Genomic DNA, 24,459 nt, shown 5'->3' with positions numbered 1-24,459 from the left:
CCAAAACCATAACTAACAGAATGACCAAGCTAATCTACCATATAGAAGACGATAACGACTACCGCGAACTGGTTGCCGCCTGCCTGCGAACAAAGGCGCCCCGGATTAAAATAGAACCATTCGCCGGGGGCACCACCGCCTGGACAGTCCTCGAGGCACTACCTGTGGAGGCTTTCCCACACCTGATCCTGCTCGACCTGAATATGCCAGGCATGAACGGATATGAATTTATTCGTGCCGTTCGCAATAAAGACCGGTTTGCAAACTTGCCGATTGTCGTATTTACCAGTTCGGCGCAAGCTTCGGACGAAAAATTTTGCGCAGACTATGGTGTTGACATGATTACAAAGCCGAATTCTATTCCGGAAATCGATTCGATGCTTGATTGGATTTTAGAAGAAAAACTAACTAACTACCTGGAAAATGACAGATAGAAAAGGTGTTCGGCAGTTTCCGCAGACGACTGAATAAGCAAGTGAAACTGCGCTGGGTTATTTGAACTGTATTTGAAAATGGCACAGTTTTATTTTCTTTATTGATAAACGCATGGCACGAACAGGACCGATCCTGATTATTGAAGATGATTCAGATGACAGGGATTTATTGATTGAAGTATTAAAAACGCTAAGGGTGCCGAATCAACTGCACTGTTTTAATGACGCACCAAGCGCATTGGACTATTTGTCGACGACACGGGAAAAACCTTTCTTGATATTTTCCGACATGAACCTGCCCGGAATGACCGGAGCGCAACTCAAAGCTGTAATCAACAATGATAAGCGCTTGCTCCGCAAGAGCATCCCCTTTGTGTTCCTGACAACGAGCACCCATTCCGACGAGGTACTTCAGGCATATGAAAATCTCGCCCAAGGCTACTTTACCAAACCGCTTACATTTGCCAATTTCTGCGAAATGGTCGATATGATTTTACGATACTGGAAGATCGCCCGGCACCCGGACGCCAATCTGCTTCATTGACCCATAGGACGAAGCTCCTCTTTGCCGCTTAAAAGCAAATCCCCGACATTTGCCCGGATGACGAAAAAGTCAATACAAATCGATGATTTCGACCGCCTTAGCCTGGAAGAGCAAATCGCGCTCCTTCACAGCTCGGCAACCTATATCGGCAAGCGAAAGCACGAGGGATACTACTATGTTCTTTTACAGCTTTTCGGATTTTATGCAGAGATCCGGTATGAGTTTTACCGGGTGGAAGTAAACGCAATCCGGACATCGATCGATAGTTCCATAATCGACCCTTATCTTTCCCAAATTCGGGTCCGTGGCCTGGACGACGACACAAAACGCGGCACCTCCAACGAAGACTGAACATTTATTGTTTTTCTGATTTAGATTTACAGTCTTCAAAAATTGAGCACATGACGCGCGCCCGCACAAAAAACGTGGTTTTATATGCAGATGACGATGCCGACGATCGCGAGTTAATGGCAGAATGGTTGCAACCCTGCCGGCACCTGATCGAGCTTCGGCTTTTCAACAGCGGTGACGCGTTATTGGAACACTTATCCGAACTGTATTATCAGGATGCAGAAGAGCCGAGCCTGATCGTGCTGGATCAAAACATGCCGGGTCGCACGGGTCTGCAAATATTAGAGTCCCTGCGCCGGGATACCCGTTGGGCTGGTTTACCTGCTGTTCTTTATACAACATCCACGATGCCGCATGAAGTGATCGCGGCGGAGCGGCTAAACGCCGGGTTTATCACGAAGCCATTGAATTTAACGCAACGAGACATCGTATTACGACAAATGCTGCGTTTTTGCGAGCCAGCGCTACGCGAACGTATCCAAGGGTTTTGGTCGAAGGGAAGTTGACGGGTACTTTTTATACTACGTTCTATTTCGCTCCGAGCAGTCCCAACATGCTGTTTTTGCCCAACCGTGTGTAACGCGATCGGGGAAGACAATTCAGACAGGCAACACCGTTCTTATGCTCGAACCATAAAGTTCTCACCACCACAACCGACGCCATTGGCGTAACAATCATGAACCAATTTGAGGAATTCATCAGGGGATTGTTCAGCACCTCCGAGTGGCCGCCACGCTGGAATTGCGGGTATTGGAGCGAGCTTCATGGCTGGATCTATATCATCAGCGAGTTGCTGATCTGGACCGCGTATTTCCTGATCCCACTGATCATTCTTAACTATTTAACCAATAAGAAGGCGACGCTAAAGTACAACCGGGCCTACCTCTACTTTGCGGCTTTTATCCTCTTATGTGGCGCCACGCATTTCCTCGACGCCCTGATGTTCTGGATCCCGATGTACCGGCTTAATGCTGTTATAAGAATGGCTACCGCGATTGTCAGTATGGCAACGGTTTATCACCTCATGCGGATCCTTCCCGAATTATTCACACAACGAACCAATATCGAACTGGAGCGGGAAATCGCCCGCCGGCAGGAAGCTGAACGCCGGCTGGAGGCGGCCAACCAGAATCTCCAGGCCTTTGTCTGGGCCGCCTCGCACGACCTGCAAGAACCCCTGCGCAAAGTGCGGATGTTCACTGAGCGGGCGCTGCTTACCGAGCGTGACAGCCTGCAACCGGAATCACGGTTGGACCTGGAACGGTCCCAGGCCTCGGCGGTACGGATGCAATCCTTAATAAAGGACCTTCTTCTTCTCTACTCGCTGCAAGAGTCGCCCCCGCTGAGTCCGGTTGATCCGGCTGCGCCTTTAGGGGAAGCACTTGATTTGCTCGACCTGAAAATTACGGAGCAGAAAGCGGACGTCACCTTCGAGTCCCTGCCGGCGATCATGGCCGACCGGGCGTCTTTAGTACACGTTTTTCATAACCTGATCGGCAACGCGCTCAAGTTCGTGAAAGGACGACCGGAGGTCCGGGTCTCCGGCGAGACTATGGGCGACAAAGTGCGCATTACCATTTCCGACAATGGAGTAGGTATTGCCCCGGAGGACCGGGAACGTATTTTTAACCCGTTCCAGCGCGGCGTTTCAGCGGAGGGTTTCTCCGGAAGCGGCATCGGGCTTTCGATCGTCCGGCGGGTGATGGACCTGCATGGTGGAACAATCGAGGTGGGGGACGCACCGGGAGGCGGAGCCGCGATTCACTTGTTCTTCAAAAAAGCAAGCATTCAAGCACCAAACCGCGGCTAACCGTCTGATTCACAGAATGTCAACATGGTTTTTGCCTGCTGCACCATATCCGGAAAAGATGCCGGCTTCACAAAATAATGCGACGCGCCGCTTTGCAGGCTGGCGCTCCGGTGCGCTTCTGAACTGGACGTGCTCCATACCAGCGTCGGCAGGTTCCGGTACCTCCGGGAGCGGCGAAGTAACAGGAGGACATCAGCGCCGGTAACACCGGGCATGTTGAAATCCAATACAATCAGGTGAGGCAGGCCCTGCCGCGAAAGCCGCTCCAGGCAGGACCAGAAATCGCTCAACGAGGTTACCGCATGGATACTGGTCTGCGGATAAAGGCTCAGGATAGCCTCTTCCAACATTTCCAGATCATCGGGATCATCGTCGAAAAGAAGGATTGTCTTCTGATCGGCCATGTATAGTAGAAGTTTTGGTATACCGAAGTTAATCAAAAGCAATAGACCCTTCCTGCTAACACACAAATAGTGTTATTAGTTGCATCCTTAAAGGTGTTTCTTTCAACAACCCGCTGCTGCTCATTGCGGGTTCTAACTCTTCTCTCTATTAAAATAGCCAACGCATTCACCCTTGAACATTTTCCAACTTTCCCAAGCCGTAAAGCGAGGTCTCGGCTACAAGCGGGAGAATATCAACAGGTTTTCTGAGTTGCCGGCAAGAGCACATAAAACACCGCTCCGCTTCCAACTCGTCCCGTTGCCCAGATTTTACCGCAGTGGTTTTCCACTACTTTTTTGCACAGCGCGAGCCCGATACCGGTCCCGGGATAAGTACCCTTGCTATGAAGGCGTTGAAAAAGCAGGAAAATCTTCTCGCTTGCCTCAGGACTGAAACCAATTCCATTATCGGATACCGATATTTCGTAGAACAATCCGGTTGCGGGCAGTTCGGGATGCAAGGACCGTTCTTCCGATGAAAGCAAACGGCTGGAAATGGCAATTCGTGGCGCTACGCCCGGCTTTGCAAACTTCAGCGCATTGGTCAACAGGTTATGAAATAGTTGCTGCATCTGGTGCGGCAGGGCCTCAATAACCGGAAGCTCAACCGATTCAATTGCAGCGCCCTTTTCCGATATAACCAATTCGAGGTCGGTCTGGACGCCTGCGAGTACTTCATTCAGGTTTACCGGCACAAATACTTCGGGCTTGCTAAGGCTGGCATAATCCAGTACGTCCCGCAGGGCCGCACTCATCCGCTTTGCCGCACTTACTACGCGATCGAGTCGATTTCGCGATGCTTCTGAAAGCTTTTCCTTTTCCTCGTTGCGCACCATATCGGAAAACAGGACGATTTTACGCAGCGGCTCCTGGAGGTCGTGGTGCGATACGTATGTAAACTGCTCCAGCTCCCGGTTGCGAGCTTCCAATTGAGCAGTACGTTCCCGCACTTTCTCTTCCAAAAGGTCGGCCGTCTGCTTCTGATCAGTGATATCGGTATTTGTGCCGAACCACTGCCGCACCCTGCCATCCGCATCCTTGAGCGGGAAAATACGCGTCAGGAACCAGCGGTACACGCCGTCGTGCCGACGTAGGGGAAAGGTAATCTCGGCTGGTTCGGAGCCAGCCCAGGTCTTTCGGGCAAAATCTGAGACGCGTTCCCGGTGATCGGGATGGTGCACTTTTTCCCAGCCCCAGCCCTGCATTTCGTCGAAGGCAGTACCGGTGTACTCGTACCAACGCTCGTTGTACCAGTATACCGACCCATCTGCATCTGCCATCCAGGCCAGTTGTGGGATAGAATTCGCGAGCGTGCGGAACTGTTCCTCGCTTTCCTTCAAAGCCCGCTCCGATTGTTTTTGCTCGGTAACGTCGTTGCAAAGCACCATCACGCCCACTGTCTCGCCGCTTTCGTTTCGGTAAGGCTGATACACGAGGTTGAGGTAACCGCTAATTGTTACATTATCGGCGTCATAAACACTATAAGGTTGACCATATAGATAAAGTGGGTTGCCGCTTTCCCGAACGCCATTGATCAAGGGGGCGAACGCCTTTTCTGCTTCCGGAATAACCGAGAATAGCGGTTTTCCTTCCAACTCGGTGGCTTTCCGGCCGATGAGCCTACCATATGCATCATTCACAACCCCTACCCGCATCTCGGGTCCCTCCAACACAATAATGCCCACTGTGGCTTCCCTAATGAGGTTTTGAAAGCGCTGCTCGCTCTCCCGGATAGCCCGCTCCACTTTCTTTCGTTCCGTAACGTCGGTGGTGATAACCAGAACGGATTCAACGTCACCAGCCCCGTTGAACTCAGGCACCAGGCGCGAGTACAGGTAAATGTCCTGGCCCGTCATCGCCATATACTCCATCTCATGGGGCTCGCCGCTCCGGAACACGCGGGCAAGGTGCTCATCAAATACCGGACATAGTTCCTGAGGAATCGGCAAGTCGTAATAGGATTGTCCGATAAAGTCCTGGGGCGGAATCCCCGTCAGGGCTTCTATTTTCGAGTTAACATACAAATATCGAAAGTCTTTGCCGTGGCGTGTGATCAGATCGGGGGCATTCTCTGCGAGCGATCGGAAGCGCTTTTCACTTTCAGCAAGGCCCGCTTCGACTTTTTTCCGATTGGTAATGTCCTGCATCGATCCCAACATGCGGTATGGTTTTCCGTTGGAATCATGTAAGGCGTAACCCCGGTCGAATACGACGGCATAGCTTCCGTCTTTTTTACAAAACCGATACTCTGCTGACCAATGGCTGCCGCCATTGTCGATCACTTCATGTATCCCGCCCACTACCCGCTCCTTGTCATCGGGATGTACCCGGCTGTACCAGGATACGATTGTCGGCTCGATCTCTTCTTCACTATATCCGAAAAGTGCGCGGAAGCCCTCGTTCCACCAGATATTGTCGCTCAGCAGGTCCCAGTCCCAGATCGCATCCTGCGTTGCCTTTGCTATCAGCTCAAAACGTTCATGGCTCAACTTCATGTTCTCGGTCGCCACCCGGTTGGCTTCGATGTCGGTGCAGGTACCATACCACTTCACCGGTTTGCCGGCCGAATCAAACTGTGGAACTGCGCGCCCGATATGCCAGCGGTAGGCGCCTCCGGCCATCCTGAGCCGGTATTCGATTTCGTACGGTTTCCCGCTCTGCACCGCTTTGCCCCAGGCAGCGACCGTTCGCTCCAGATCATCCGGATGGATAATGCCTTCCCAGGTCCAGGTACCATCAGCCTTCCATTTGGCGCCGGCATAGAGTGAGATCCGGTCATTGAAATAGCTGACGGTCCCGTCAGGCTGGGCCATCCACACCAGTTGAGGCATCGCATTGGCCAGGGCATGCATCTCCTCCCGGCTCTCCTCCAGCCGTTGTTGCACTATTTTCTGTTCATGTATGTCGGTGCAGGTGCCGAACCACTTCACAATGTTTCCTTTTTCGTCGCGCAGCGGCAGGGCGCGCCCCAGAAACCAGCGGTAAATTCCGTCGAAGCGGCGAAACCGGTATTCGATCTCGTAATCGGCACCTGTCTGCAGCGAACGGCTCCATACTTCCCAGGCACGCTGCCGGTCGTCCGGATGAAGCACGGCGTTCCAGCCCTCCCCTTTCGTTTTTTCGTAGGTAAGGCCGGTATATTCGTACCAGCGACGATTGTAAAAATCATGGAAGCCGTCTGCTAGCGTTGTCCATACCAGTTGCGGCATGGTATCGGCGATCAGCTTTATCCGGGCGTCGCTTCGGTCCACTACTGCTTCGCGAATCCGTGACCCGGTGGTTTCAATAAGTATTCCGGCCATGTGCACCGGCTTCTTATTTGCGTCGAATTCAACTTTGGCGATTGAACGCACCCATCGAAGTTTTCCATCCTCGATACCAATAGTGCGGTATTCCTCATCGTAGACGCCGGACTCCCGAAGTGCAACATGAACTTGCTTTTCTGCCCTTTCGAAATCATCGGGATGCACCGCGGCGGCCCAATCTGCGTAGCTAATTGGCCGGTCGGAAAATAATCCAAACATTTCCCGGCTTAACGGCGACCAATGTGCCTGATTGCTGGCAGGATCGTACTCCCAGGTGCCGACACCTGCAGCGTTGAACACGGAAAGAAGCTTTTGATCAATTTTATCCGAAAGACTCGAGTCCAACATAACTGACACTGAGATTGATTTGCAAATGTGCAACAGAAGCAAAAACCATAAGTACAAGAACTGACTTCCCGCTAAAATTAATTATTCTGCGCTAAAACATCAGAAGCATGATGCATTGCTCAAAACGCGATTTCTACGAAATTGTCTTAATTATAGACCTCTATGCGAGGCTTTACTTAAACAATTATAAGGTTGCCAACCCCTAAATTTCTCCTTCTCCGTGCTTTATTGACTAATGTAGTCGCACTCCCGGTCTTGGTATTAGAAGCAACTAAAATAGAGTAGCAGAGAAGCGATAACGGCACAGACTCTATGCTTCTCTTGAATGCCCTACACGGTCGTCACAAAGATCGGAGCACTTTGCGTGCTGGCAGCATTTGTCCTATATTTCTTTCTGCTGTTACTATGCCACTCCAAAGCCCATTGTTATCTGAGACGTCAAAACGATCCTGAAGGTATGTTTACGAAGCAACTCCTGGCCTATTTTTTCCTCGCGTACCTGTTCAGCTGGATCATCTGGCTACCGCTCTATGGTCCCGTTATTGGTATTAATACAACAGCTCCATTACCCTTACAGCATGCGCTTGGCGGATTAGACCCCTGCTGGCCTCCTTTCTCTGTACCGGCATTTTCGAGGGCAAAGGGGGCGTGCTGCGCTTGCTGCGTGCATGCGGGCGCCCGACTCCACTCCTGCTCCTGGCCATTGCCCTGCACGTGTCCACTCAGAGGTGCTGAACAGGCCCCTTATCAATTCCTTGAACTGATTCACGGTTTTTTGCGCTTCATGCGCCGGTTAGGGAGGTAAAAATTCGGTTACCCGCTCCTGCGAACCCGCCCTTTGCGAAAGGGAAAAAGGCAATATATCGAAATGCGGTCAGGATTTTTTCGCCCTAAAACTGTCTGGCGGGGGGCAGCGTAAGGGCTTTGATGGTGACAGGGCTTCCGCAGGAATACTGCTCTATTCCTTATGATATCGAGTAGTGGCCAGTTTTTCCGCCAGGAGCCAGTCCAGCATGGAATCGTTCTCCATGATGGAGCCTGGCTTTGTGATCATATCGGCGCCATAGTCCGCGCAGAACAGTTCATCGGAAGTTTGTGCCGAGCTGGTGAACACCACTATCGGCAGCTCCGAAAAGCGTTGCTCACTCCGCATCGAACGGATAAAATCGTAACCGTTCATGCCTTTGATCAGCGGGATCAGTAAATAGGCGGTCCAGATAAGCAACTCGCTGAGGATATAGATCCAGCCGCGCAGATCGCTCTAATACTGAATTACCTGACGACCAAGGAAGCGACGCTGAAGTATACCAGGGCCTACCTGTACTTTGCAGCCTTTATCGTGTTGTGCGGGACTACGCACTTCCTGGATGCCCTGATTTTTTGGGTGCCGATGTACCAGTTTAACGTCTTCATACGGATGGCTACGGCCCTTATCAGCCTGGCTATACTGTATACCATCTGATGCGGACCCTGCCCGAACTCTTTCAACAGCGAACAAACGTGGAGCTGGAACGCGAGATCGCGCGTCGCCGGGAGGCCGAGCGCCGCCTGGAGGCAGCCAATCAAAACCTGCATGCATTGTCTTGGTAGCCTCGCACAACCTGAATGAGCCCCTGCGCAAAGTGTGCATGTTTACCGAAAGGGCGCTGCGCACAGAAGGGGAAAACCTGAGACCAAGATCGCGGTCCGACCACGATCGCAGGCATCGGCGGCACGGATGCAGGCATTGATCAATTATCTGCTGCCGCTCTATTCCCTGCAAGACCCGCTGCCGCTCCATCCGGTTGATCCGGGCACGCCATTACGTGAGGCACTCGATCTATTGGAGCTTAAGATAGCGGAGAAAGATGCGGTTGTCCTCCAACAAGCCTTACCCTCGATCATGGCCGACGGTGCCTTGTTGGTGCATGTCTTTCACAACCTGATCGGCAACGCACTCAAATTTGTCAAAGGGCGGTCTGGGGTGCGGATCTAAGGGGAACAGGCAGACGGAAGAGTGCGCATCAATGTTTCGGATAACGGCGTCGGCATCGCTCCCGAAGACCGGGAACGCATCTTCAACCCCTTCCAGCGGGGCGCTTCGGATGAAGGGTTCTCCGGAAGTGGTATCGGACTCTCCATTGTTCGGCGGGTAATGGATTTGCACGGTGGAAGGATCGAAGTAGGAGATGCACCGGGCGGTGGGCAGCGATCCATCTGTTTTTCCAAACCGGCGATCAGCGAGGAGTATAGTGTTCAACGAACTGGTTGTAGTATAAACTGTCCACGCTGTTTCTGCCTGGAGCAGCATATTTGGAAAAGATGCCGGGATCTCAGAGTTATTGGATGTGTGATTTTGAGACTTAGGATAAAACTGCAAATCCCAATGGTGGAAAACGAACTCATCATTACACTTGGATCGTATTAACTTACGCATCCTTTCCACGACCAACGAATACCGTGATGACGCCTTCAAACGATACCATTCGAGAGATAGTGCGAATGCAAAATCTATTGATCAAAAAGCAAAAAGAGTTTACTGTTGCGCTACGGAATGGCGCAAAAGCAACCGAGCTAGCGAAAATCAGCGAGGAACTGACTAGACTCTACCAGATTGTCGCTGACCTTAGAGCCAAGGCCTAAAGCAAAACGTTTTCTATTCGGTGAAATCTGTGGCACCGTCAATTACGCCGTGGTATTTTGCGGCTTTCTTAATCTGATCGCCTGTGAGTTCGGCCGTAAAGGTGATCTTTTCGTATGCTATGCGGGGCTGGCTTACCCCACATAAAACATACACTCAGCAAGGTCAGCCAGAGAGGGAAAAACAAGCGTGATTCTTCGCATGATATGTAGACAAAGTAACGCTAAAATGAGCCGATCGGACTTAATTCATCCCTACGAACGCAAACAGGATATTCGAAACTTCATGGAGTCAGCTTCCCCTCCTATGAAAAGAAACCGGCAATATGCATAGTCGTCACTTAAACCAACTGCATTATGCCTGGTTTGGACGCTACGAAGGGTGACAAGATCGGAAAGCCGGCAATGCCGGTCTTTTCATTAGAGAAATTCAGGAATGGCGCATCATGCGTGCAGCGACAGGAGCGGCACCTTTGTGTAGAAGGACATTTTCTGCGTCAGGCTACGTCCGAAGGCGCTTTGCAGGCCACGATTCCGGTGCGTTACCATCGCCAGCATATTTACGTCATTTGCTTCCAGGTGCGCATTGACCGTGTCGCAGAAATCATCGCCCAGCAGGTGCTCGCTCCGCAGGCCAGCGATGCCAAACGTGCGGCTCCAATGCTCCGTTACCCGGTTGATTGTCATCGCATGTTCCATCAGCTCGTCGGCCGGTTCGCCCGTCTCTGAAAAGACCAGTGTCTTCAGTTCCGCACCGAACAACTCACGGAGACGAAACAGCGGGTTGAGGAGAACGGTGCTTTCGTCGCGATCAACGGCGAGAAGCATCCGGGAAGGCACAGCCCCTTCATATGCGTCCGGAACCACCATTACCGGCACCTTGCTGGCGGCCATGACGGCGGCCGTATTCGTTCCGAAAAGAATTCCTTTCAAAAAGCCAGCCCCGCGCGTGCCCATTACGATCATATCCGCATCATGCTGTATGGCCTTTTCAACAATCACATCTACCGTATCCCCATCTACCAGCATCGTCCGGATACTCACCCACTCCCGTCCGTCCACGAGATCCTTGTAACCATTCAGCCGTGCCGACAGCTCCGACACCCGCTGCCGGTTGTAGTCTTTCATGCCTTCTGGCTGCTCGGCATACTCGGGCAGCGGAAGTGTGCACACATGAAGGAGCAGGATCTCCCCGGCCACCTTGCGGGCGATCTGCAGGGCATACTCGAAGGCTTTATCTGCGTTCGGGGAGAAATCGGTGGGAACGAGGATCTTTTTCATAAACGTGATTTGAAGGCAAAATTCCGGCATCCGGCGCCGAAGAATGCTGACGATTAGCGCAACTGGCAATGATCCTGGTCACAAATTGAAGGCACCTGCCCGTATATCCTGCTACTAGAAGCACCCGCCGGGCCTACTTCGTAGCCCGAGATGCCGGCGTGACTTTACATACGCGAATCCCCGGAATACAGCCATACCGCGCTGTATGAGGAGACGGAAACTGACGCCTGTCAGAGTAGTTCCAACTCCAAGTCATTATCCTTCAGCCCGTGCACCGATAGCTTGCACCTCCAAAATCAGTGCTATGGTATCAAACAAAGACCTGCTGGCCACACTGGCGGTATTGGTCGCAGCCATCGGAGTTGCCGGCCTCATCATGGGTACTGACAAAGGACGCAAGATCGCAAAGCAACGGAAAGGCAAGAGTGCCCGCCTCGCCGCGGAGCTACAGCAGGCAATCGAAGTCGTGGAGGCGAAAATGGCTGCGATAAAACGCACCTTGCCACCTGCAAAGAGGAGGCCGGTACGGATGCAACCGCAAATCCAAGAGACGCTATTGAAATTTAATCTCAGAGCCTTAAAATCGCCATTTCTTATATGCGCCTGAAAAGCTTCCACCTTGCCGGTTTGATCGCGCTGGCTTCCGCCCTTCTGACATCGTCCGTGGGATTATTTGCCGACGGAGGTCCTGGGCCGCTCATTGTACGCAACCAATATGGCGACATGGTAAGGCTATACGGCCAGGGACTCTATGCTTATGACTCCCATTTCCGGGCACCGATCTTTCGCGGCACCGACTTAATTGTTTTACTCCTGTGCTGCCCGCTGCTGGCATACTCGTTGGGGAGCGACCTGAGAAAAGGGACGCTCAAGGCCAGGATGCTCCTGATCGCAGTGCTCACTGTGGTCTTGTATTATGGCGCATCGATCGCTTTCGGTGTCTCCTACAACTCCCTGCACCTCGTCTATATCCTGCTTTTTTCCGCCAGTTTTTTCGGACTCATTGGAACGTATCGAAGCATCCCGACCGGCGTACTTGCGTCAATGGTCCAGTGGAAGCTGCCCATTCGCGGCTTGTCGATCTTCCTGGTCATTACCGGAGCAGCGCTTCTGGCGGCCTGGCTGCCGGAGATATTGCTGGCGTTGAAATCCGGCCGGCCGCCGGCGTTGATCGAAACTTATACCACTGAGATCACCTATGTGCTGGACCTGGGCATAATCGTGCCGCTTTGCTTTATCGCCCTTTCGCTTCTCCGAAGGCGAAATCCGATGGCCCATGTGCTGTTGGCTGCGCTCCTGTTGCTCTGTATCGTCATTGGCATCATGCTTCCCGTGCAGACCCTTTTCCAGCTGCAAGCCGGCATCGAGCTGCCCGTTCCGGTACTCATCACCAAGATGGCCAGTTTTTGCATACTGGCGGCATTTGCCTTGTATTTTTTTTGGCGACTTACAGGCGATGTCGACAGCGCCGGTGCTATTCATTCAACAGAGAGCCAATCTACAACCCGGTGATCATGCTCCTCAAACAACTCCTTGTCTTCTTCCTTGCCGCCTACCTTTTCAGCTGGATCATCTGGCTACCGCTCTATGGTCCTGTGATCGGCATCAATACAACTACTCCACTCCCCCTCCAGCATGCGCTTGGCGGATTAGGACCCTTGCTGGCCTCTTTTCTCTGTATCGGCATTTTCGAGGGCAAAGGGGGCATGCTGCGCTTGCTGCATGCCTGCTGGCGCCCGACTCCGCTCCTGCTCCTAGCCATTGCGCTGCTCAGCCCCTTCATTCTGGCCCTGCTTGCTTCACTGCTCTCCTTCACGCTATACGCCACCTCGATTGACCTTTCGAGCCTTGTCCGTTCAACGGAATTTCCGCACTTCGGTCTTCTCTCCGTCTTCCTGTACAACCTTTTGTTCTTCGGGTGGGGCGAGGAAGCGGGCTGGCGGGGCTTTGCGCTGCCGCGTCTGCAGGCACGCCTGAAGCCTTTGTCCGCCAGCCTGGTGCTGACGATATTATGGGCCGCCTGGCACCTGCCCCTCTTCACCTATCGCCCGGGTTATATGGAGATGGGTCTTTCCGGGGCTGTCGGCTGGCTCCTCAGTCTGCTCACCGGCAGCGTGCTCCTTTCCTGGTTGTTCAACGCATCGAAGGGAAGCGTACTGATCTGTGCTGTTTTTCATGCCACCATCGATATTGCCTTTACTGCAAAAACACCCGATAACCGGAACGCGATGTACATGGGCATCCTCATCACCATTTGGGGATTCCTGACAATGCTGCTCTGGAAGCCGAAAAATATAGTGGTAACCGGTTCGCACACCACCTCCCCGACTCTTTCACAAAATCCTCAATGACTGCTTTCGAAAGCACCTTCCAAGTCACGGCCTCCGTGTGATCCAGCCAGTTGCGGCCCCTTATCGGCCGGGCTGGTAGCGGTGTTGAAACGGCGGAACGAGGCAAATGAGGATCACCGACACCGCAACTGCGGCGATCACCGCCTGCAGGAAAAATACAAACCCGATCAGGAGCACCTGAACGAAGATCCATAGGCCAAGCCCGGCCCCGAAGCAAAGAGTGCCCCACCAGAGAAGGCGGGGGCATGCACTCAGCCTCGGAAAAGCCAGCAGCACGAAAAGGGCCATGGGTAAGACCCCCACGAAAAAAGCCAGGAGAATGCCGGGAACCAGGTAATTGCCGAAGGGCGAGTGCGCGAGCATCCCCGGCTGAAAACCGAGGCTCTTACCGGAAGGGTCGACAATCATGGAATAACCGGCAGCAAGCGCATTGAGACTGGTGAGCAGGATCAGCGATTGAAGGATGTAAAAGAGGACACGGAATTTAACAGAGATCCGGGCATTCGTGTGTTGCTTCATCGTTGCATCAGTTTGAAGAAGAGATAAGGCGCAATGGCGACCCAGACAGGTATGAGCACCCACAGGCGTCCGCGCAACAGGTTGTAATCGGCGAGCAGGTCATTCCACGAATGCCCGCGGTAGCGGCCGAAGCCGAACTCGAAGGCAAGCGTAAGCACCAGCCAAAGAAGGCCCAGCATCAGGGCATGAGTTTCGGACGCCGGTGGAAAGTGATGCACGACGTAACGGATATAAACGGCAAAGAAAACGATCAGCGTGAGCGTCGAAAACTGGTGCGCGGGCAACTCACCCAGCCATTTCTTATATCCTAGATCGCGAAGGGTTCCGTTGACGATTGCAATGAGCAGCATCGGGAACCAGAGCAGCAGGTAGGTCAGCATTAATAGTTATTTAAAGCGGGATGCTTCGAAGCTACCAGCGCCGGAATCCGTCACCGCTGACCCCTGTCAGCCAGCCGCAAGACCTGCGTCAGGTTTGCCCTCTGCCGGTTTCCAGACCTTCGCTATTCTTCCAGGCCACACTATTGTCGGGACACCGGTTTCCCCGTGCCTTCTTACCCTAACTGCAGGAACATCATGAACTGGCATTTATTCAATCTTGATGAAATACGGGAGCTCACCAAAGCTTCGCGCGACGGATTGCGCGTCGCGGATGCGAAGGCCCGGCTGCTGACGGCGGGCCCCAACGAGCTGACGCAGAAAGAGAAAAAAAGCGCCTTGTCGATCTTCATCGACCAGTTGCGCGATTTCATGACTCTCGTACTGATTGCCGCGGCCATCATCTCGGGCATCGTCGGCGACCGGACCGACACCATCATCATCCTGGCGATCGTCGTGCTGAACGCGTTGCTCGGATTCCTGCAGCAGTTCCGTGCCGAGAAAGCCATGGAGGCGCTCAACCGGATGGGCGACCCCACCTGCAGCGTGTGGCGCGAAGGAGGGCCCGAAACGATCCCGGTGCGCGCGGTCGTCCCCGGAGACATTGTCCTGCTGGACGCCGGCAACGTCGTTCCCGCCGACCTCCGCCTCCTCGAGACCCAAACCCTGACCGTGATGGAAGCCGCCCTGACCGGCGAGTCGGTACCGGTGCAGAAATCGGCGCAGGCACTTTCCGGCGACATGCACAGCCTTGGCGACCGGCTCAACATGGCCTACAAGGGAACGCAGGTCACCAACGGCCGGGGTCGCGGCCTTGTGGTGGCTACCGGCATGAACACCGAGATCGGGCAGATCGCCCGCCTCCTGCAGGCACCCGAGTCGGAAACGCCGCTGCAAAGCCGCATGCGCGATTTCGGAAAAAATCTCAGCGTCTTTGTGCTGGCCATCTGCGTCGTACTGTTCATCGTAGGCCTGCTGCGCGGGGAGGCTCCGCTGACCATGCTGCTGCTGGCCATATCGCTTGCCGTGGCCGCCATCCCCGAGGCCCTGCCGGCACTGATCACCATCGCGCTTTCGCGGGGCGCGGCGCAGCTTGCCCGCGGCAAGGCCCTCGTGCGCAAGCTGACCGCCGTGGAAACGCTGGGCTCCGTAACCTATATCTGCACCGACAAGACCGGCACGCTCACCCAGAACAAAATGACCGTGGCGGGCGCGGAGCCCGTGCCGACGCCGCTGGACGAGGAAGCCGGTATGCCGCTGCTGCACCTGGCCATGGCCCTCAACCACTCGGTGCAGTTCCAGGGCACCGAACTGGTGGGCGACCCGACTGAAACGGCGCTCGTCCGCTACGTACGGGAAGAGGGCGCTGCAGGATCCGTAGAACTACTGATGGAACGATTCCCAATCGTCCGGGAGCTGCCATTCGATTCGGACCGAAAGATCATGACGACCGTACACCGTTTTGACGGCGGGCACCTGGTGCTGGTAAAAGGCGCGGCCGAGTCGGTTAGCGAGCGCCTGTTGCCCGGGCCGCGCAGGGAAGAACTCGCGGCGCGCGTGGCCGGTCTTGCCGCCGAAGGAAAGCGGGTGCTGGCATTTGCCTTCAAAACCATCGCGCAACTGCCAGAGGAAGCCAGCGGACACATGCTGGAGTCGGAACTGGCCTTTGCCGGTATCGCCGCCCTCTACGATCCGCCGCGGCCCGGTATTGCAAAAGCCATCGCCGCCTGCAAATCGGCCGGCATCCGGCCGGTGATGATCACCGGCGATCACCCGCAGACCGCGGCCGCCATTGCGCGCCACATTGGCCTGCTCGAAGACGAAGGCCGCGTCGTTACCGGCAAGGAGCTCGAGGGCTGGAGCGGACCGGAGTTCGAGGCGGTGGTGGAGCAGATCGCGGTGTATGCCCGGGTTTCGCCCAGCCAAAAACTGCGCATCGTGGAAGCGCTGCAGCGTCGAAAGCAATACGTGGCGATGACCGGCGACGGCGTCAACGACGCCCCTTCGCTGCGCAAAGCAAACATCGGCATTGCCATGGGCATCACCGGCACCGACGTGAGCAAGGAAGCGGCTCACATGATCCTGCTCGACGACAACTTCAGCACCATCGTGAAGGCGGTGCGCGAAGGCCGGCGGATCTACGACAATATCCGCCGCTTCGTCAAATACATCATGACCTGCAACACGGCCGAGATCTGGACAATCTTCCTGGCGCCGCTGCTGGGCCTGCCGATGCCGTTGCTGCCCGTGCACCTGCTCTGGATCAACCTCGTTACCGACGGATTGCCGGGCCTCGCGCTGTCGGCCGAAAAAGCCGAAAGGAACATCATGACGCGCCCCCCGCGCCCGGCTGGCGAAAGCCTGTTCGCGCAGGGAAACGGCGCGCACATCCTTTGGGTCGGACTGCTGATGGCTGCCCTGACCCTGGGCACGCAGGCGGTCGCCCTCCAGAAAGCACTTCCGCACTGGCAGACCCTCGTTTTCACGGTGCTCTCGCTGTCGCAGCTCGGGCATGTGTGGGCCATCCGCAGCGATGAGGAATTCATTTACCGGAAAGGCTTCTTTTCCAACCCGCTGCTGACCCTTACACTTGCCGGCACCTTCCTCCTGCAGCTTGCCGTCGTTTACCTGCCAGCCGCCAACGCACTCTTCCACACGCAGCCGCTGACGCTCCGGGAGCTGCTCTCCTGCATCGCCATAGCGGCCCTCCCATTTCATGCCGTGGAGCTGGAAAAGTGGATTCGGGCGCGGCGAAGAAGCCATGCGGCGCCGGTGGCCCCAGACCGCCGTCCCGGTTCCTGTGACAACGATCATCTTTCGATACAATCGCGATCATAAAGCGGCGGCACGGGCTGGCCTAATCTTGCACCTGGAACAAAACCCAATGCATATGCGCCTGCCGATCCACGACAACCTCACGATCGCCGACCTGCAAGAACGTTTCCGGGAAGCCTTCCCCGACCTCCGCATCGAATTTTACAAAAGGGCTCACGGCAATAAAAAAGGCAGCCGGCAGGAGGACCTGCTGAACAAGCAGCTATGCCTAGGCGAGATCCGCGACTGCCTTGAAGAAGGCGAAATGGATATCTTCTCCACAACGACGGTACGCGAGCTCGAGCAACGCTTTCACGACGAGTACGGGCTGAACGTGCAGGTATTCCGTAAAGAGCCGGGATGCTCCATTCAAACGACCCAGACCGACAAGTACACGCTGGCGCAGCAGATGGAACTCGTACGCCATTTCAAGAAGTCGGTACTACCCCGGACCAAAGAACAAATCGACGAATATGACGCCCTCTGACAAACGCATGCGCGTGCTGTTCTACAGCAGCCGCAAGCATGAGCTGCCTGTTTTGCAACGCGGCTGCCCCATCGAGATCGAAGCCATTTTTTGCGAAGACAGGCTTACCGAAGCGACCGCTCACCTCGCAGGCGGCTATGACGCCATTTGCCTTTTCACGTCAGACGACGCGTCTGCCGGTGTCGTGGAGAAACTGGCCGCCGAGGGAGTTCGCTACATCGCCCTGCGTTCTGCCGGTTACGACCACGTGGACCTCGCGGCGGCGGCAAGCGCCGGGATCCGGGTCTGCCGCGTGCCTGCCTATTCGCCTGCCGCGGTTGCCGAACACGCGCTCCTGCTGGCCCTGGCGCTCCTGCGGCGGCTTCCGCTCGCACACCAGCAGGTGCACCTGCAAAACTTCTCGCTCCACCACCTCGTTGGCCGCGAGCTGGGCAGCCTTACCGTCGGTGTCATCGGCACCGGCGCCATCGGCGGCACCTTTGCCCGCCTGCTTACCGGTTTCGGATGCACGGTCCTGGCCTTTGATGTGGCTCCCGACCGTAAGCTCGAAGCCGATACCGGCCTCCAGTACGCCGATCTGAATACGGTGCTGCGCTACGCCGACCTGATCGCCCTCCATGTTCCGCTGAACCGGGATACGCAGCACCTGGTCAACAGCGCCAGTCTGGCGCGCATGAAGCGCGGCGTGGTGCTGATCAACACCGCCCGCGGCGGACTAGTGGATACCGAAGCCCTGCTCGAGGCCCTCTCCAGCGGCTAGGTAGCGGCCTTCGGGGCCGACGTGTACGAGCGGGAAAAAGGGATCTTCTTCAACGACCTTAGCGGTGCAGCCCTGGAAGATGCCACCCTCAGCCGCCTGCTCGGTATGCCCCAGGTGCTCCTGACACCCCACCAAGGCTTCGCCACGGAAAAGGCGCTTACCGAGATCGCGCAAACGACCTATCACAGCCTGCAATCCTGGCACGAGGGGAAAACAGGCCCGCACGAGCTCCACTACTCGCACTGAGGACACGTAAAGGGCTTGAGGTAACAAATGACTTCTTTCATGCAACAAACAGGCGCTTTCATTTGCATATCATCAAGCAAGGCGGCTTTTCAAAAAAGAATTATTAGCCGGTGAAGGACGGCCAGTTTTCAAAACGAAAATACTAGAGCCACCATACCGGAGTTTGTTGGCAAAATAGAAAAGTATCCGAACTTCATCGATTGTCACCGTGTGTTCTTGACGGACCAATTGCGAGTCGCGCCTTCTTAACGCGACCCTGCAGGAGTGTTCGATCCCGACTTAAGATGTAGTTCTCGACGCGCAACCGACGCGCTCAATAAAACGGATTCAAGCTATCCAACGCTACAACAGCAGTTTCGCTATCAGGCATGTATGGAAAGTAACGGTATGCCTGAGCGAAGGGCCATCTCGCGTGTATTACTGAAACTAAGCAAATGTGGTACATTCCCTTGGGCATGCGTTACCATCACAAGCAGGTCGACATTATGGCCTTCAATATAATCAGTTATGGTATCTGTAAAGCCGGTACCAACAATGTGCTCAGGAGCCAGGTGGGCTATCTTGTAAGAAGTCCTCATGAGTTCAGCCGCGCGCTCGATCTCTCTCGAATGCTCCAGATACACCGCCACGGGATCGGTGTTATCGGAGAAAATCACTGATTTTACCGTAGCATCAAATAATTTACCCAATTGGAAGACGGGAGCCAACAGTGGCACAGATTCCCGCTCCTGCATTGCGATCAGGATCTTCCGAGGGCTACCTCCGGTGAAAGTGGCTGGTACACTGATGATCGGAATTTTGCTTGCAGCAATGACCGCAGCTGTACGGGTACCGAACAAGAACGTTTTCAGGCTGCCCGCCCCACTTGTCGCCATTACAATCAGGTCAACATTATATTGCTGCGATTTGGAAACGATTGAATCCAAAACCTCACCATCGACCAGCAGTGTGCTGATAGCGATCTGGTCCCGCGCCGCAATGTTCCGATAAATTTCCAGCCGCTCTCTTAACCGAGCCACTTGTTTCCGGTTATACAACTTCAGGTCTTCAGGCTCATCGGCATAAGCCGGGATCGGCAGTGAACAGACATGCAGGACAAGTATCTCTGCAGATGCACTCTTTGCAATTCCCAAGGCGTAGTTGAAGGCCTTGTCCGCGTTTGCAGAAAAGTCGGTGGGCACAAGAATTCGTTTCATAGCAGCCAATTATTGGTCAAATATCGACCAGCGCGCATTTGAACATGATGATCAGCAATTGCCCAGTTTATGACAATTGTCAGCAACCAGAAAATCGAAAAAAGGTGGCACCTAATAAATCTGAGTCACGTATAAGAATGATGAAACTCAGTATTTCATATAAAAGTACGCCTATACTTTTACTTTGAAATCAAACACCATGCAAACAACCGAATTACTAAAAGAACAGGCAGAAGGAACCTTTACCCTGGAGGTAACCGAAATTGAGCCCCGATTCAAGCATCCGACCATCTTCCGTTACTTCGACGAACTGCCACCCGGAACCGCGTTCCGCATCCGCAACGATCACGATCCGAAACCCCTGTACTACCAGCTGATCGCCGAGCGCGGCAACGTCTTCGGCTGGACCTACCTGGAAAATGGGCCGCAGTGGTGGCTGGTAGAAATACGGAAACTCGACGCTGCCCCGGGCGAAACCATCGGCGAGATTGCCGCAAAAGATCTCCGGAAGGCGAAAGTGTTCCGCAAGTACGGCATTGACTTTTGTTGCGGCGGCAAGAAATCACTAAGCCAGACCTGCGCCGAAAAAGGCCTCGACCTCGCTGCCCTGGAAGCGGAGCTTGACGGTGTTGCCCGTAGCGGCGCCCCGGCAGAGAATTTCGACCGGTGGGATCCTGCCTTCCTTGCCGACTATATCTACAACAAACACCACCGCTACTATTACGATGAAGCACCGGTGATTGCCAATCTCCTGAACAAAGTGTACGAACATCATGGTAGCGTCTTTCCGCAGCTTACGAAGCTGAAGGAAGCCTGGAACGAGCTCGCCAACGAGCTGGGCGGCCATTTCGCCAAGGAGGAAAAAGTGCTCTTTCCCTTTATCCGCGTACTGGTACAGGCGCAAACAACCGGCGACATGGCGCCGCTGCGCCAGCAATTCTCCCTACGCGAGCCGGTGCAGATGATGGAAGCCGATCACGAAGCTGCGGGCGAACTGCTGCAAAACATTCGCAGCCTCACCAACGGTTACACGCCTCCGGAGGGAACCTGCAACAGCTTTGCGCTGCTTTACCGGAAACTTGAAGACCTGGAAGGTGATTTGCACCAGCACATCCACCTTGAAAACAACGTTCTTTTCCCGAAAGCGCTCAAACTGGAGCAGTCACTCCGGGGCTGACATTTGCCGCATCTTTGCGCCATTATTGCCTATGCTCTCCATATCCTGTAAATACGCCCTGCGGGCGGCCGTCTTCCTGGCCGCCCGCTCGCGCAACGGAAAGCGCACGGGCATTCTTGAAATCGCAAAAGGCATCGAAGCCAACGAACATACGACGGCCAAGATCCTGCAATTGCTGGCGCGTGAGGGACTGATCGCCTCGGCTAAAGGGCCCACCGGCGGCTTCTACCTGCACGAAGAATCAGGACCGCTCTACCTGATCGATATCGTACGGGTGGTGGACGGTATCGGGCTCTTCTTCGAATGCGGGCTGGGACTGAAGAAGTGCTCGGAATCGAAACCCTGCCCCATACATTTCACCTACAAGGCCGCACGCGAGCAGCTGCTCCGCGAGTTCTCCTCCATCTCGGTGCAACAGCTTGCCCGGGATCTTGATAACGGGATCGCCTTTCTCAAACGGTCGTCATGAAGCTTGTACTTGCCGCATTACCCCTGGTTCTCTTTTCGCTGCTCGCTGCCGTCTGGTCGGGCTGGAGCCGCGCTGGCTTCGAATTGCCCTTGAGCGCTGCGGCAGGGCAACACGGCAACCTGATGGTGAACTGCTTCCTGGCTTCGCTTATTATGCTGGAGCGCGCGGTAATCTTCCGCCAATGGTGGGTGCGGCTTCTTCCGCTGCTGAATGCGGCGGCGCTTGTTCTTTTTATTGCGGCCCTGCCCAGGGCAGCGGGATATCTGCTGCTCGCAGGCAGTGTCGGCTTTGCGGCGCTTTGCGCTTGGCTGTTGCAACGGCACCGCGAACTGCATTACTTCGTTTTCCTCGTTGGCGCCACGGCGCTCGTGACCGCGAATGTTGTTGTACTACAAACCGGCTCCTACCCTGCTGCTGCGGGCTGGTGGTTCGCTTTCCTCCTGCTGACGATCGTGGCGGAGCGGCTCGAGCTGAGCAAGTTCCTTCCGCGCACCGACCTGCAGCGCTGGCTGTTGCTAATCTGTCTTGGCTTCATTCCCGCCGCCCTCCTGTTGCCTGCGCCCGCCGGTACTGCGCTTTTTTCGGGGGCGCTGGTTGCGATCGGCGCTTGGCTCCTCCGCTTCGACATGGCCCGCCGGTCGGTCCGCCTTCCGGGCGCGCACCGCTACTCGGCCCTGCTGCTGCTCACCGGCTTCTGCTGGCTGCCGCTGAGCGCCCTGTTTCTGGTACTCCAGGCAAGGCTGCCTTTCGGTTACGATGCGGCACTACACAGCTTTTTTATCGGATTTGTGTTCGCGATGATTTTCTCGCATGCGCCGGTGATCCTGCCGGCGGTGCTGAAAAAGCGCCTGCAGATCTATCATCCGGTTTTGTATGTGTGGTTCCTGGTGCTGCAGCTGTCCCTGCTGGTCCGGATCGGAGCCGACGTCACCGGTTCTACTCACGCGCGGCAATGGGCTTCGGTAGTCAACGGAATTGTGATAACCGGGTTCATCGCTACTGTCGGCATACGCACGGGGCAGCAGCTCGGCTCAGGAAAAGCCTAGGGAAGCACGCGCCGCAGCGCTCATCAGGGCATTGGTCCAGCGCGGCTCGTAGACAATGTCTACGTGCACCGCAGTAATACCGGGCGCTCCTGCCACGGTGGCGCGCACCTCCTCCGGCATAAAGGCTGCTGCCGGGCAAGCCGCGGTCGTCAGCGTCATTACGATGTATACCGCCGACCCGATCACCCGGATGTCATAGATGAGACCGAGGTCATAAATATTGACGGGGATTTCCGGATCGTAGATCGTCTTCAACTTCTCAATCACCGCTTGCTGGTTCATGTGGCCGCTTTGGCCCAAAGTTCGCCCAGGCACTGGCCAAAGCGGCTGAGCGCAGCGAAAACACCAACTGATCCTGGTCAGGGCTATTGTTCGATCGGCTTCTGCTCCGGAGAAATCACCTTCCCACCGGCAGGTGTACTTTCGGGCACGATCGTCGAGTCATTGACGATCTTCATGGAATCGGGGATGGCGTCCGCTGCGGGCTGCACGATCTGCGGATCTTTGAGCTCCGGCTCTGCCCGGTCGTTCCGGCTTTCGGAGTTGCAGGCCAGGGCGGCAAGGAGCACGAACAGAGATAAATGCGACTTCATACTTGTATCATTTGATGGCTCAATGTTTCAATATATGTGCCTTTACATCAGAACCCACTCGCTATGACCCGGAGAGACCCTATGCTGCAGCTCGGTTTATGGAACCTGGCGATCGTGGCCCTCATTGGATTCACGCTGCGCTGCAAGATTCTTTTTGAGATCCCTTTCCTGGATTACCGTAATCTCCTCCGAGCGCACGGGCATTTCGCCTTCGCAGGATGGATCGGTTTTATGCTGCTCACTCTCATGGCCATTCAACGCTTCGCACCGGCTAAAATACCGCTTGGCTGGCGCCGCGTTCTCTGGGCGGTGTACACCTCCGCAATCGGAATGGTACTGACCTATCCGGTGTTTGGAAACGGCGCGCCATCGCTCTTTTTCGCCAGCGTCTATATCCTTTCAAATTTTGTCTTCGTGGCGATGTTCTTCACGGGCAGGGCAACAACTGTAGAAAAAAGTGCCCGGGTGTTGAATTTTTGGGCCCTATCGTCTTTGCTTGCTTCTTCAATCGGCCCGGTGGTACTCGGATCGATGATGGCGAACCATTCTGCCAACGCACTCCTGCACCGGACATCGGTATACACGTTCCTGCATTTCCAATACAACGGTTTCTTTACGCTGGCGGTGTTTGCCCACCTGTTCGGAAGCCGCCCTGCACTTGCCGCCCTCCCTGCGGCACGCCCTTTCGTGCTGCTGCTCTGTGCCGCCACACTGCCTACCCTCCCGCTATCGCTGCTCTGGCTGAACAGCGGCCTGCTCTACGGCGTTGCCGCGATCGGGGTGCTCCTGCTGATCGCCACGGCCATAGCCGGATGGCGCTTGTACCGCCAGACACACGGAATCAAGATTTCCGAGACGCCGCTGGCCCGTGGCCTGATGCGTCTCAGCATGCTTTCGTTTGCCGGAAAAGTGTTGCTGTCGGCAGGCACCATCATCCCAAGCCTCGGGAATGCCGTTTATGGCGACAGGCCTGTGATCATCGGTTTTTTGCACCTCGTATTTTTAGGTTTTGTTAGCTTCTACCTCCTAGCCGTGCTGGTCGATCGCGGCTATTTCACCTTCGGAAGTCGCCTCCGCCGCGCTCCGATTATGGTCTTCGGTGCCGGTGTTCTGGCTAATGAAGCGCTGCTGCTACTTCAGGGGCTGGGCATTCTTCTGGGCACCAACAGCGGTTATTTCAACTGGGCGCTACTCGCGGCGAGCGCGCTGCTGCTTGCCGGATCCCTGCTTATGGCACTTTCTGCATTACGACCCGCCGGCAAAAGGGAATAAGAAAGGCCGCTGCGGAA

The 24,459-nt window shown here is 55.0% G+C and carries 27 protein-coding genes; 18 read left to right on the top strand and 9 right to left on the bottom strand.

The genetic code is table 11. From position 1 onward, the window contains the following. Window positions 1-20: 20 nt before the first annotated feature. The 4 genes from ABD937_RS14510 (at window position 21) to ABD937_RS14495 (ending at window position 3,139) form a co-directional block, all read left to right on the top strand. Window positions 21-434: a response regulator gene (locus ABD937_RS14510; protein WP_345256475.1), complete on the top strand. Its 414-nt coding sequence runs from the start codon at window positions 21-23 to the stop codon at window positions 432-434. A gap of 112 nt (window positions 435-546) precedes the next feature. After that, complete coding sequence (locus ABD937_RS14505) at window positions 547-978, top strand: response regulator (RefSeq protein WP_345256474.1); 432 nt, start codon at window positions 547-549, stop codon at window positions 976-978. Window positions 979-1,379: 401 nt separating this feature from the next. Continuing rightward, a complete protein-coding gene (locus ABD937_RS14500) occupies window positions 1,380-1,835 on the top strand; it encodes a response regulator (RefSeq protein ID WP_345256473.1) in 456 nt (151 codons plus the stop codon). A 170-nt stretch (window positions 1,836-2,005) separates the two neighbouring features. Continuing rightward, window positions 2,006-3,139 carry a sensor histidine kinase gene (locus ABD937_RS14495; RefSeq protein WP_345256472.1) on the top strand — a complete coding sequence of 378 codons (1,134 nt, stop codon included), beginning with the start codon at window positions 2,006-2,008 and terminating at the stop codon, window positions 3,137-3,139. On the opposite strand, the gene ABD937_RS14490 is transcribed toward ABD937_RS14495, so the two are convergent. From ABD937_RS14490 to ABD937_RS14480, 3 genes are all read right to left on the bottom strand, one after another. After that, a complete protein-coding gene (locus ABD937_RS14490; RefSeq protein WP_345256471.1) occupies window positions 3,136-3,543 on the bottom strand; it encodes a response regulator in 408 nt (135 codons plus the stop codon). The two genes, ABD937_RS14495 and ABD937_RS14490, sit on opposite strands and share 4 nt — an antisense overlap. Window positions 3,544-3,776: 233 nt before the next feature. After that, complete coding sequence (locus ABD937_RS14485) at window positions 3,777-7,235, bottom strand: PAS domain-containing sensor histidine kinase (RefSeq protein ID WP_345256470.1); 3,459 nt, start codon at window positions 7,233-7,235, stop codon at window positions 3,777-3,779. Window positions 7,236-8,193: 958 nt separating this feature from the next. After that, on the bottom strand, window positions 8,194-8,460 hold the full coding sequence (locus ABD937_RS14480) for a hypothetical protein (protein ID WP_345256469.1): 267 nt from the start codon (window positions 8,458-8,460) through the stop codon (window positions 8,194-8,196). Between ABD937_RS14480 and ABD937_RS23945 the strand changes: the two genes are divergently transcribed. The 3 genes from ABD937_RS23945 (at window position 8,440) to ABD937_RS23905 (ending at window position 9,642) form a co-directional block, all read left to right on the top strand. After that, window positions 8,440-8,697: a hypothetical protein gene (locus ABD937_RS23945; protein WP_484489538.1), complete on the top strand. Its 258-nt coding sequence runs from the start codon at window positions 8,440-8,442 to the stop codon at window positions 8,695-8,697. The genes ABD937_RS14480 and ABD937_RS23945 overlap by 21 nt on opposite strands. A 255-nt stretch (window positions 8,698-8,952) precedes the next feature. Next, window positions 8,953-9,210, top strand: coding sequence for a hypothetical protein (locus ABD937_RS14475; protein WP_345256468.1), 258 nt, complete (start codon window positions 8,953-8,955; stop codon window positions 9,208-9,210). A gap of 21 nt (window positions 9,211-9,231) precedes the next feature. After that, window positions 9,232-9,642: an ATP-binding protein gene (locus ABD937_RS23905; RefSeq protein WP_425185810.1), complete on the top strand. Its 411-nt coding sequence runs from the start codon at window positions 9,232-9,234 to the stop codon at window positions 9,640-9,642. A 656-nt stretch (window positions 9,643-10,298) separates the two neighbouring features. Here the strand turns inward: ABD937_RS23905 and ABD937_RS14470 are convergent. Beyond that, window positions 10,299-11,135, bottom strand: a complete 837-nt coding sequence (locus tag ABD937_RS14470) for a universal stress protein (RefSeq protein WP_345256467.1) — start codon at window positions 11,133-11,135, stop codon at window positions 10,299-10,301. A gap of 304 nt (window positions 11,136-11,439) precedes the next feature. On the opposite strand from ABD937_RS14470, the gene ABD937_RS14465 reads away from it, so the two are divergent. From ABD937_RS14465 to ABD937_RS14455, 3 genes are read left to right on the top strand one after another with little or no spacing between them, the layout of a single operon-like run. After that, window positions 11,440-11,742, top strand: a complete 303-nt coding sequence (locus tag ABD937_RS14465) for a hypothetical protein (protein ID WP_345256466.1) — start codon at window positions 11,440-11,442, stop codon at window positions 11,740-11,742. Further along, on the top strand, window positions 11,733-12,647 hold the full coding sequence (locus ABD937_RS14460) for a hypothetical protein (protein ID WP_345256465.1): 915 nt from the start codon (window positions 11,733-11,735) through the stop codon (window positions 12,645-12,647). The genes ABD937_RS14465 and ABD937_RS14460 overlap by 10 nt, the downstream gene beginning before the upstream one ends. A gap of 2 nt (window positions 12,648-12,649) precedes the next feature. Continuing rightward, on the top strand, window positions 12,650-13,486 hold the full coding sequence (locus tag ABD937_RS14455) for a CPBP family intramembrane glutamic endopeptidase (RefSeq protein ID WP_345256464.1): 837 nt from the start codon (window positions 12,650-12,652) through the stop codon (window positions 13,484-13,486). A gap of 60 nt (window positions 13,487-13,546) precedes the next feature. On the opposite strand, the gene ABD937_RS14450 is transcribed toward ABD937_RS14455, so the two are convergent. Together ABD937_RS14450 and ABD937_RS14445 are read right to left on the bottom strand one after the other, a co-directional pair. Further along, window positions 13,547-14,005, bottom strand: coding sequence for a hypothetical protein (locus tag ABD937_RS14450; RefSeq protein WP_345256463.1), 459 nt, complete (start codon window positions 14,003-14,005; stop codon window positions 13,547-13,549). After that, entirely contained in the window at window positions 14,002-14,385 is a 384-nt protein-coding gene (locus ABD937_RS14445; RefSeq protein ID WP_345256462.1) for a hypothetical protein, read from the bottom strand. Before ABD937_RS14445 ends, ABD937_RS14450 begins: the two co-directional genes overlap by 4 nt. A 195-nt stretch (window positions 14,386-14,580) precedes the next feature. On the opposite strand from ABD937_RS14445, the gene ABD937_RS14440 reads away from it, so the two are divergent. From ABD937_RS14440 to ABD937_RS14425, 4 genes are read left to right on the top strand one after another with little or no spacing between them, the layout of a single operon-like run. Further along, window positions 14,581-17,220 (top strand): cation-translocating P-type ATPase, encoded by a 2,640-nt coding sequence (locus tag ABD937_RS14440; protein WP_345256461.1) that lies wholly within the window; start codon window positions 14,581-14,583, stop codon window positions 17,218-17,220. A gap of 52 nt (window positions 17,221-17,272) precedes the next feature. Next, complete coding sequence (locus ABD937_RS14435; RefSeq protein ID WP_345256460.1) at window positions 17,273-17,683, top strand: hypothetical protein; 411 nt, start codon at window positions 17,273-17,275, stop codon at window positions 17,681-17,683. Next, window positions 17,670-18,443 (top strand): NAD(P)-dependent oxidoreductase, encoded by a 774-nt coding sequence (locus ABD937_RS14430; RefSeq protein WP_345256459.1) that lies wholly within the window; start codon window positions 17,670-17,672, stop codon window positions 18,441-18,443. The genes ABD937_RS14435 and ABD937_RS14430 overlap by 14 nt, the downstream gene beginning before the upstream one ends. 21 nt (window positions 18,444-18,464) lie before the next feature. Further along, window positions 18,465-18,689, top strand: coding sequence for a Rossmann-fold NAD(P)-binding domain-containing protein (locus tag ABD937_RS14425; RefSeq protein WP_345256458.1), 225 nt, complete (start codon window positions 18,465-18,467; stop codon window positions 18,687-18,689). A 362-nt stretch (window positions 18,690-19,051) separates the two neighbouring features. Here the strand turns inward: ABD937_RS14425 and ABD937_RS14420 are convergent, their stop codons facing one another. Continuing rightward, window positions 19,052-19,885, bottom strand: a complete 834-nt coding sequence (locus tag ABD937_RS14420; protein ID WP_345256457.1) for a universal stress protein — start codon at window positions 19,883-19,885, stop codon at window positions 19,052-19,054. A 199-nt stretch (window positions 19,886-20,084) separates the two neighbouring features. Here ABD937_RS14420 and ric point away from each other — a divergent pair, with 199 nt between their 5' ends. Genes ric through ABD937_RS14405 form a run of 3 tightly spaced genes read left to right on the top strand, consistent with a single transcriptional unit; the run spans window position 20,085 to window position 22,577 of the window. Then, window positions 20,085-21,062, top strand: a complete 978-nt coding sequence (gene ric, locus ABD937_RS14415) for an iron-sulfur cluster repair di-iron protein (protein WP_345256456.1) — start codon at window positions 20,085-20,087, stop codon at window positions 21,060-21,062. Window positions 21,063-21,093: 31 nt separating this feature from the next. Next, window positions 21,094-21,531 carry an RrF2 family transcriptional regulator gene (locus ABD937_RS14410; protein ID WP_345256455.1) on the top strand — a complete coding sequence of 146 codons (438 nt, stop codon included), beginning with the start codon at window positions 21,094-21,096 and terminating at the stop codon, window positions 21,529-21,531. Next, a complete protein-coding gene (locus ABD937_RS14405) occupies window positions 21,528-22,577 on the top strand; it encodes a hypothetical protein (protein ID WP_345256454.1) in 1,050 nt (349 codons plus the stop codon). Before ABD937_RS14410 ends, ABD937_RS14405 begins: the two co-directional genes overlap by 4 nt. Here the strand turns inward: ABD937_RS14405 and ABD937_RS14400 are convergent. Then, window positions 22,563-22,859, bottom strand: coding sequence for a metal-sulfur cluster assembly factor (locus ABD937_RS14400; RefSeq protein ID WP_345256453.1), 297 nt, complete (start codon window positions 22,857-22,859; stop codon window positions 22,563-22,565). The two genes, ABD937_RS14405 and ABD937_RS14400, sit on opposite strands and share 15 nt — an antisense overlap. An 83-nt stretch (window positions 22,860-22,942) precedes the next feature. After that, window positions 22,943-23,170, bottom strand: a complete 228-nt coding sequence (locus ABD937_RS14395; RefSeq protein ID WP_345256452.1) for a hypothetical protein — start codon at window positions 23,168-23,170, stop codon at window positions 22,943-22,945. 63 nt (window positions 23,171-23,233) lie between these two features. Here ABD937_RS14395 and ABD937_RS14390 point away from each other — a divergent pair, with 63 nt between their 5' ends. Continuing rightward, a complete protein-coding gene (locus tag ABD937_RS14390; protein ID WP_345256451.1) occupies window positions 23,234-24,442 on the top strand; it encodes a hypothetical protein in 1,209 nt (402 codons plus the stop codon). Window positions 24,443-24,459: the final 17 nt, after the last annotated feature.

This window comes from Flaviaestuariibacter amylovorans, from assembly GCF_039541815.1.
Lineage (GTDB): Bacteria > Bacteroidota > Bacteroidia > Chitinophagales > Chitinophagaceae > Flavisolibacter > Flavisolibacter amylovorans.
The sequence above is the reverse complement of the archived record's forward strand: the minus strand, read 5'-3'. Positions and strand labels throughout refer to the sequence as shown.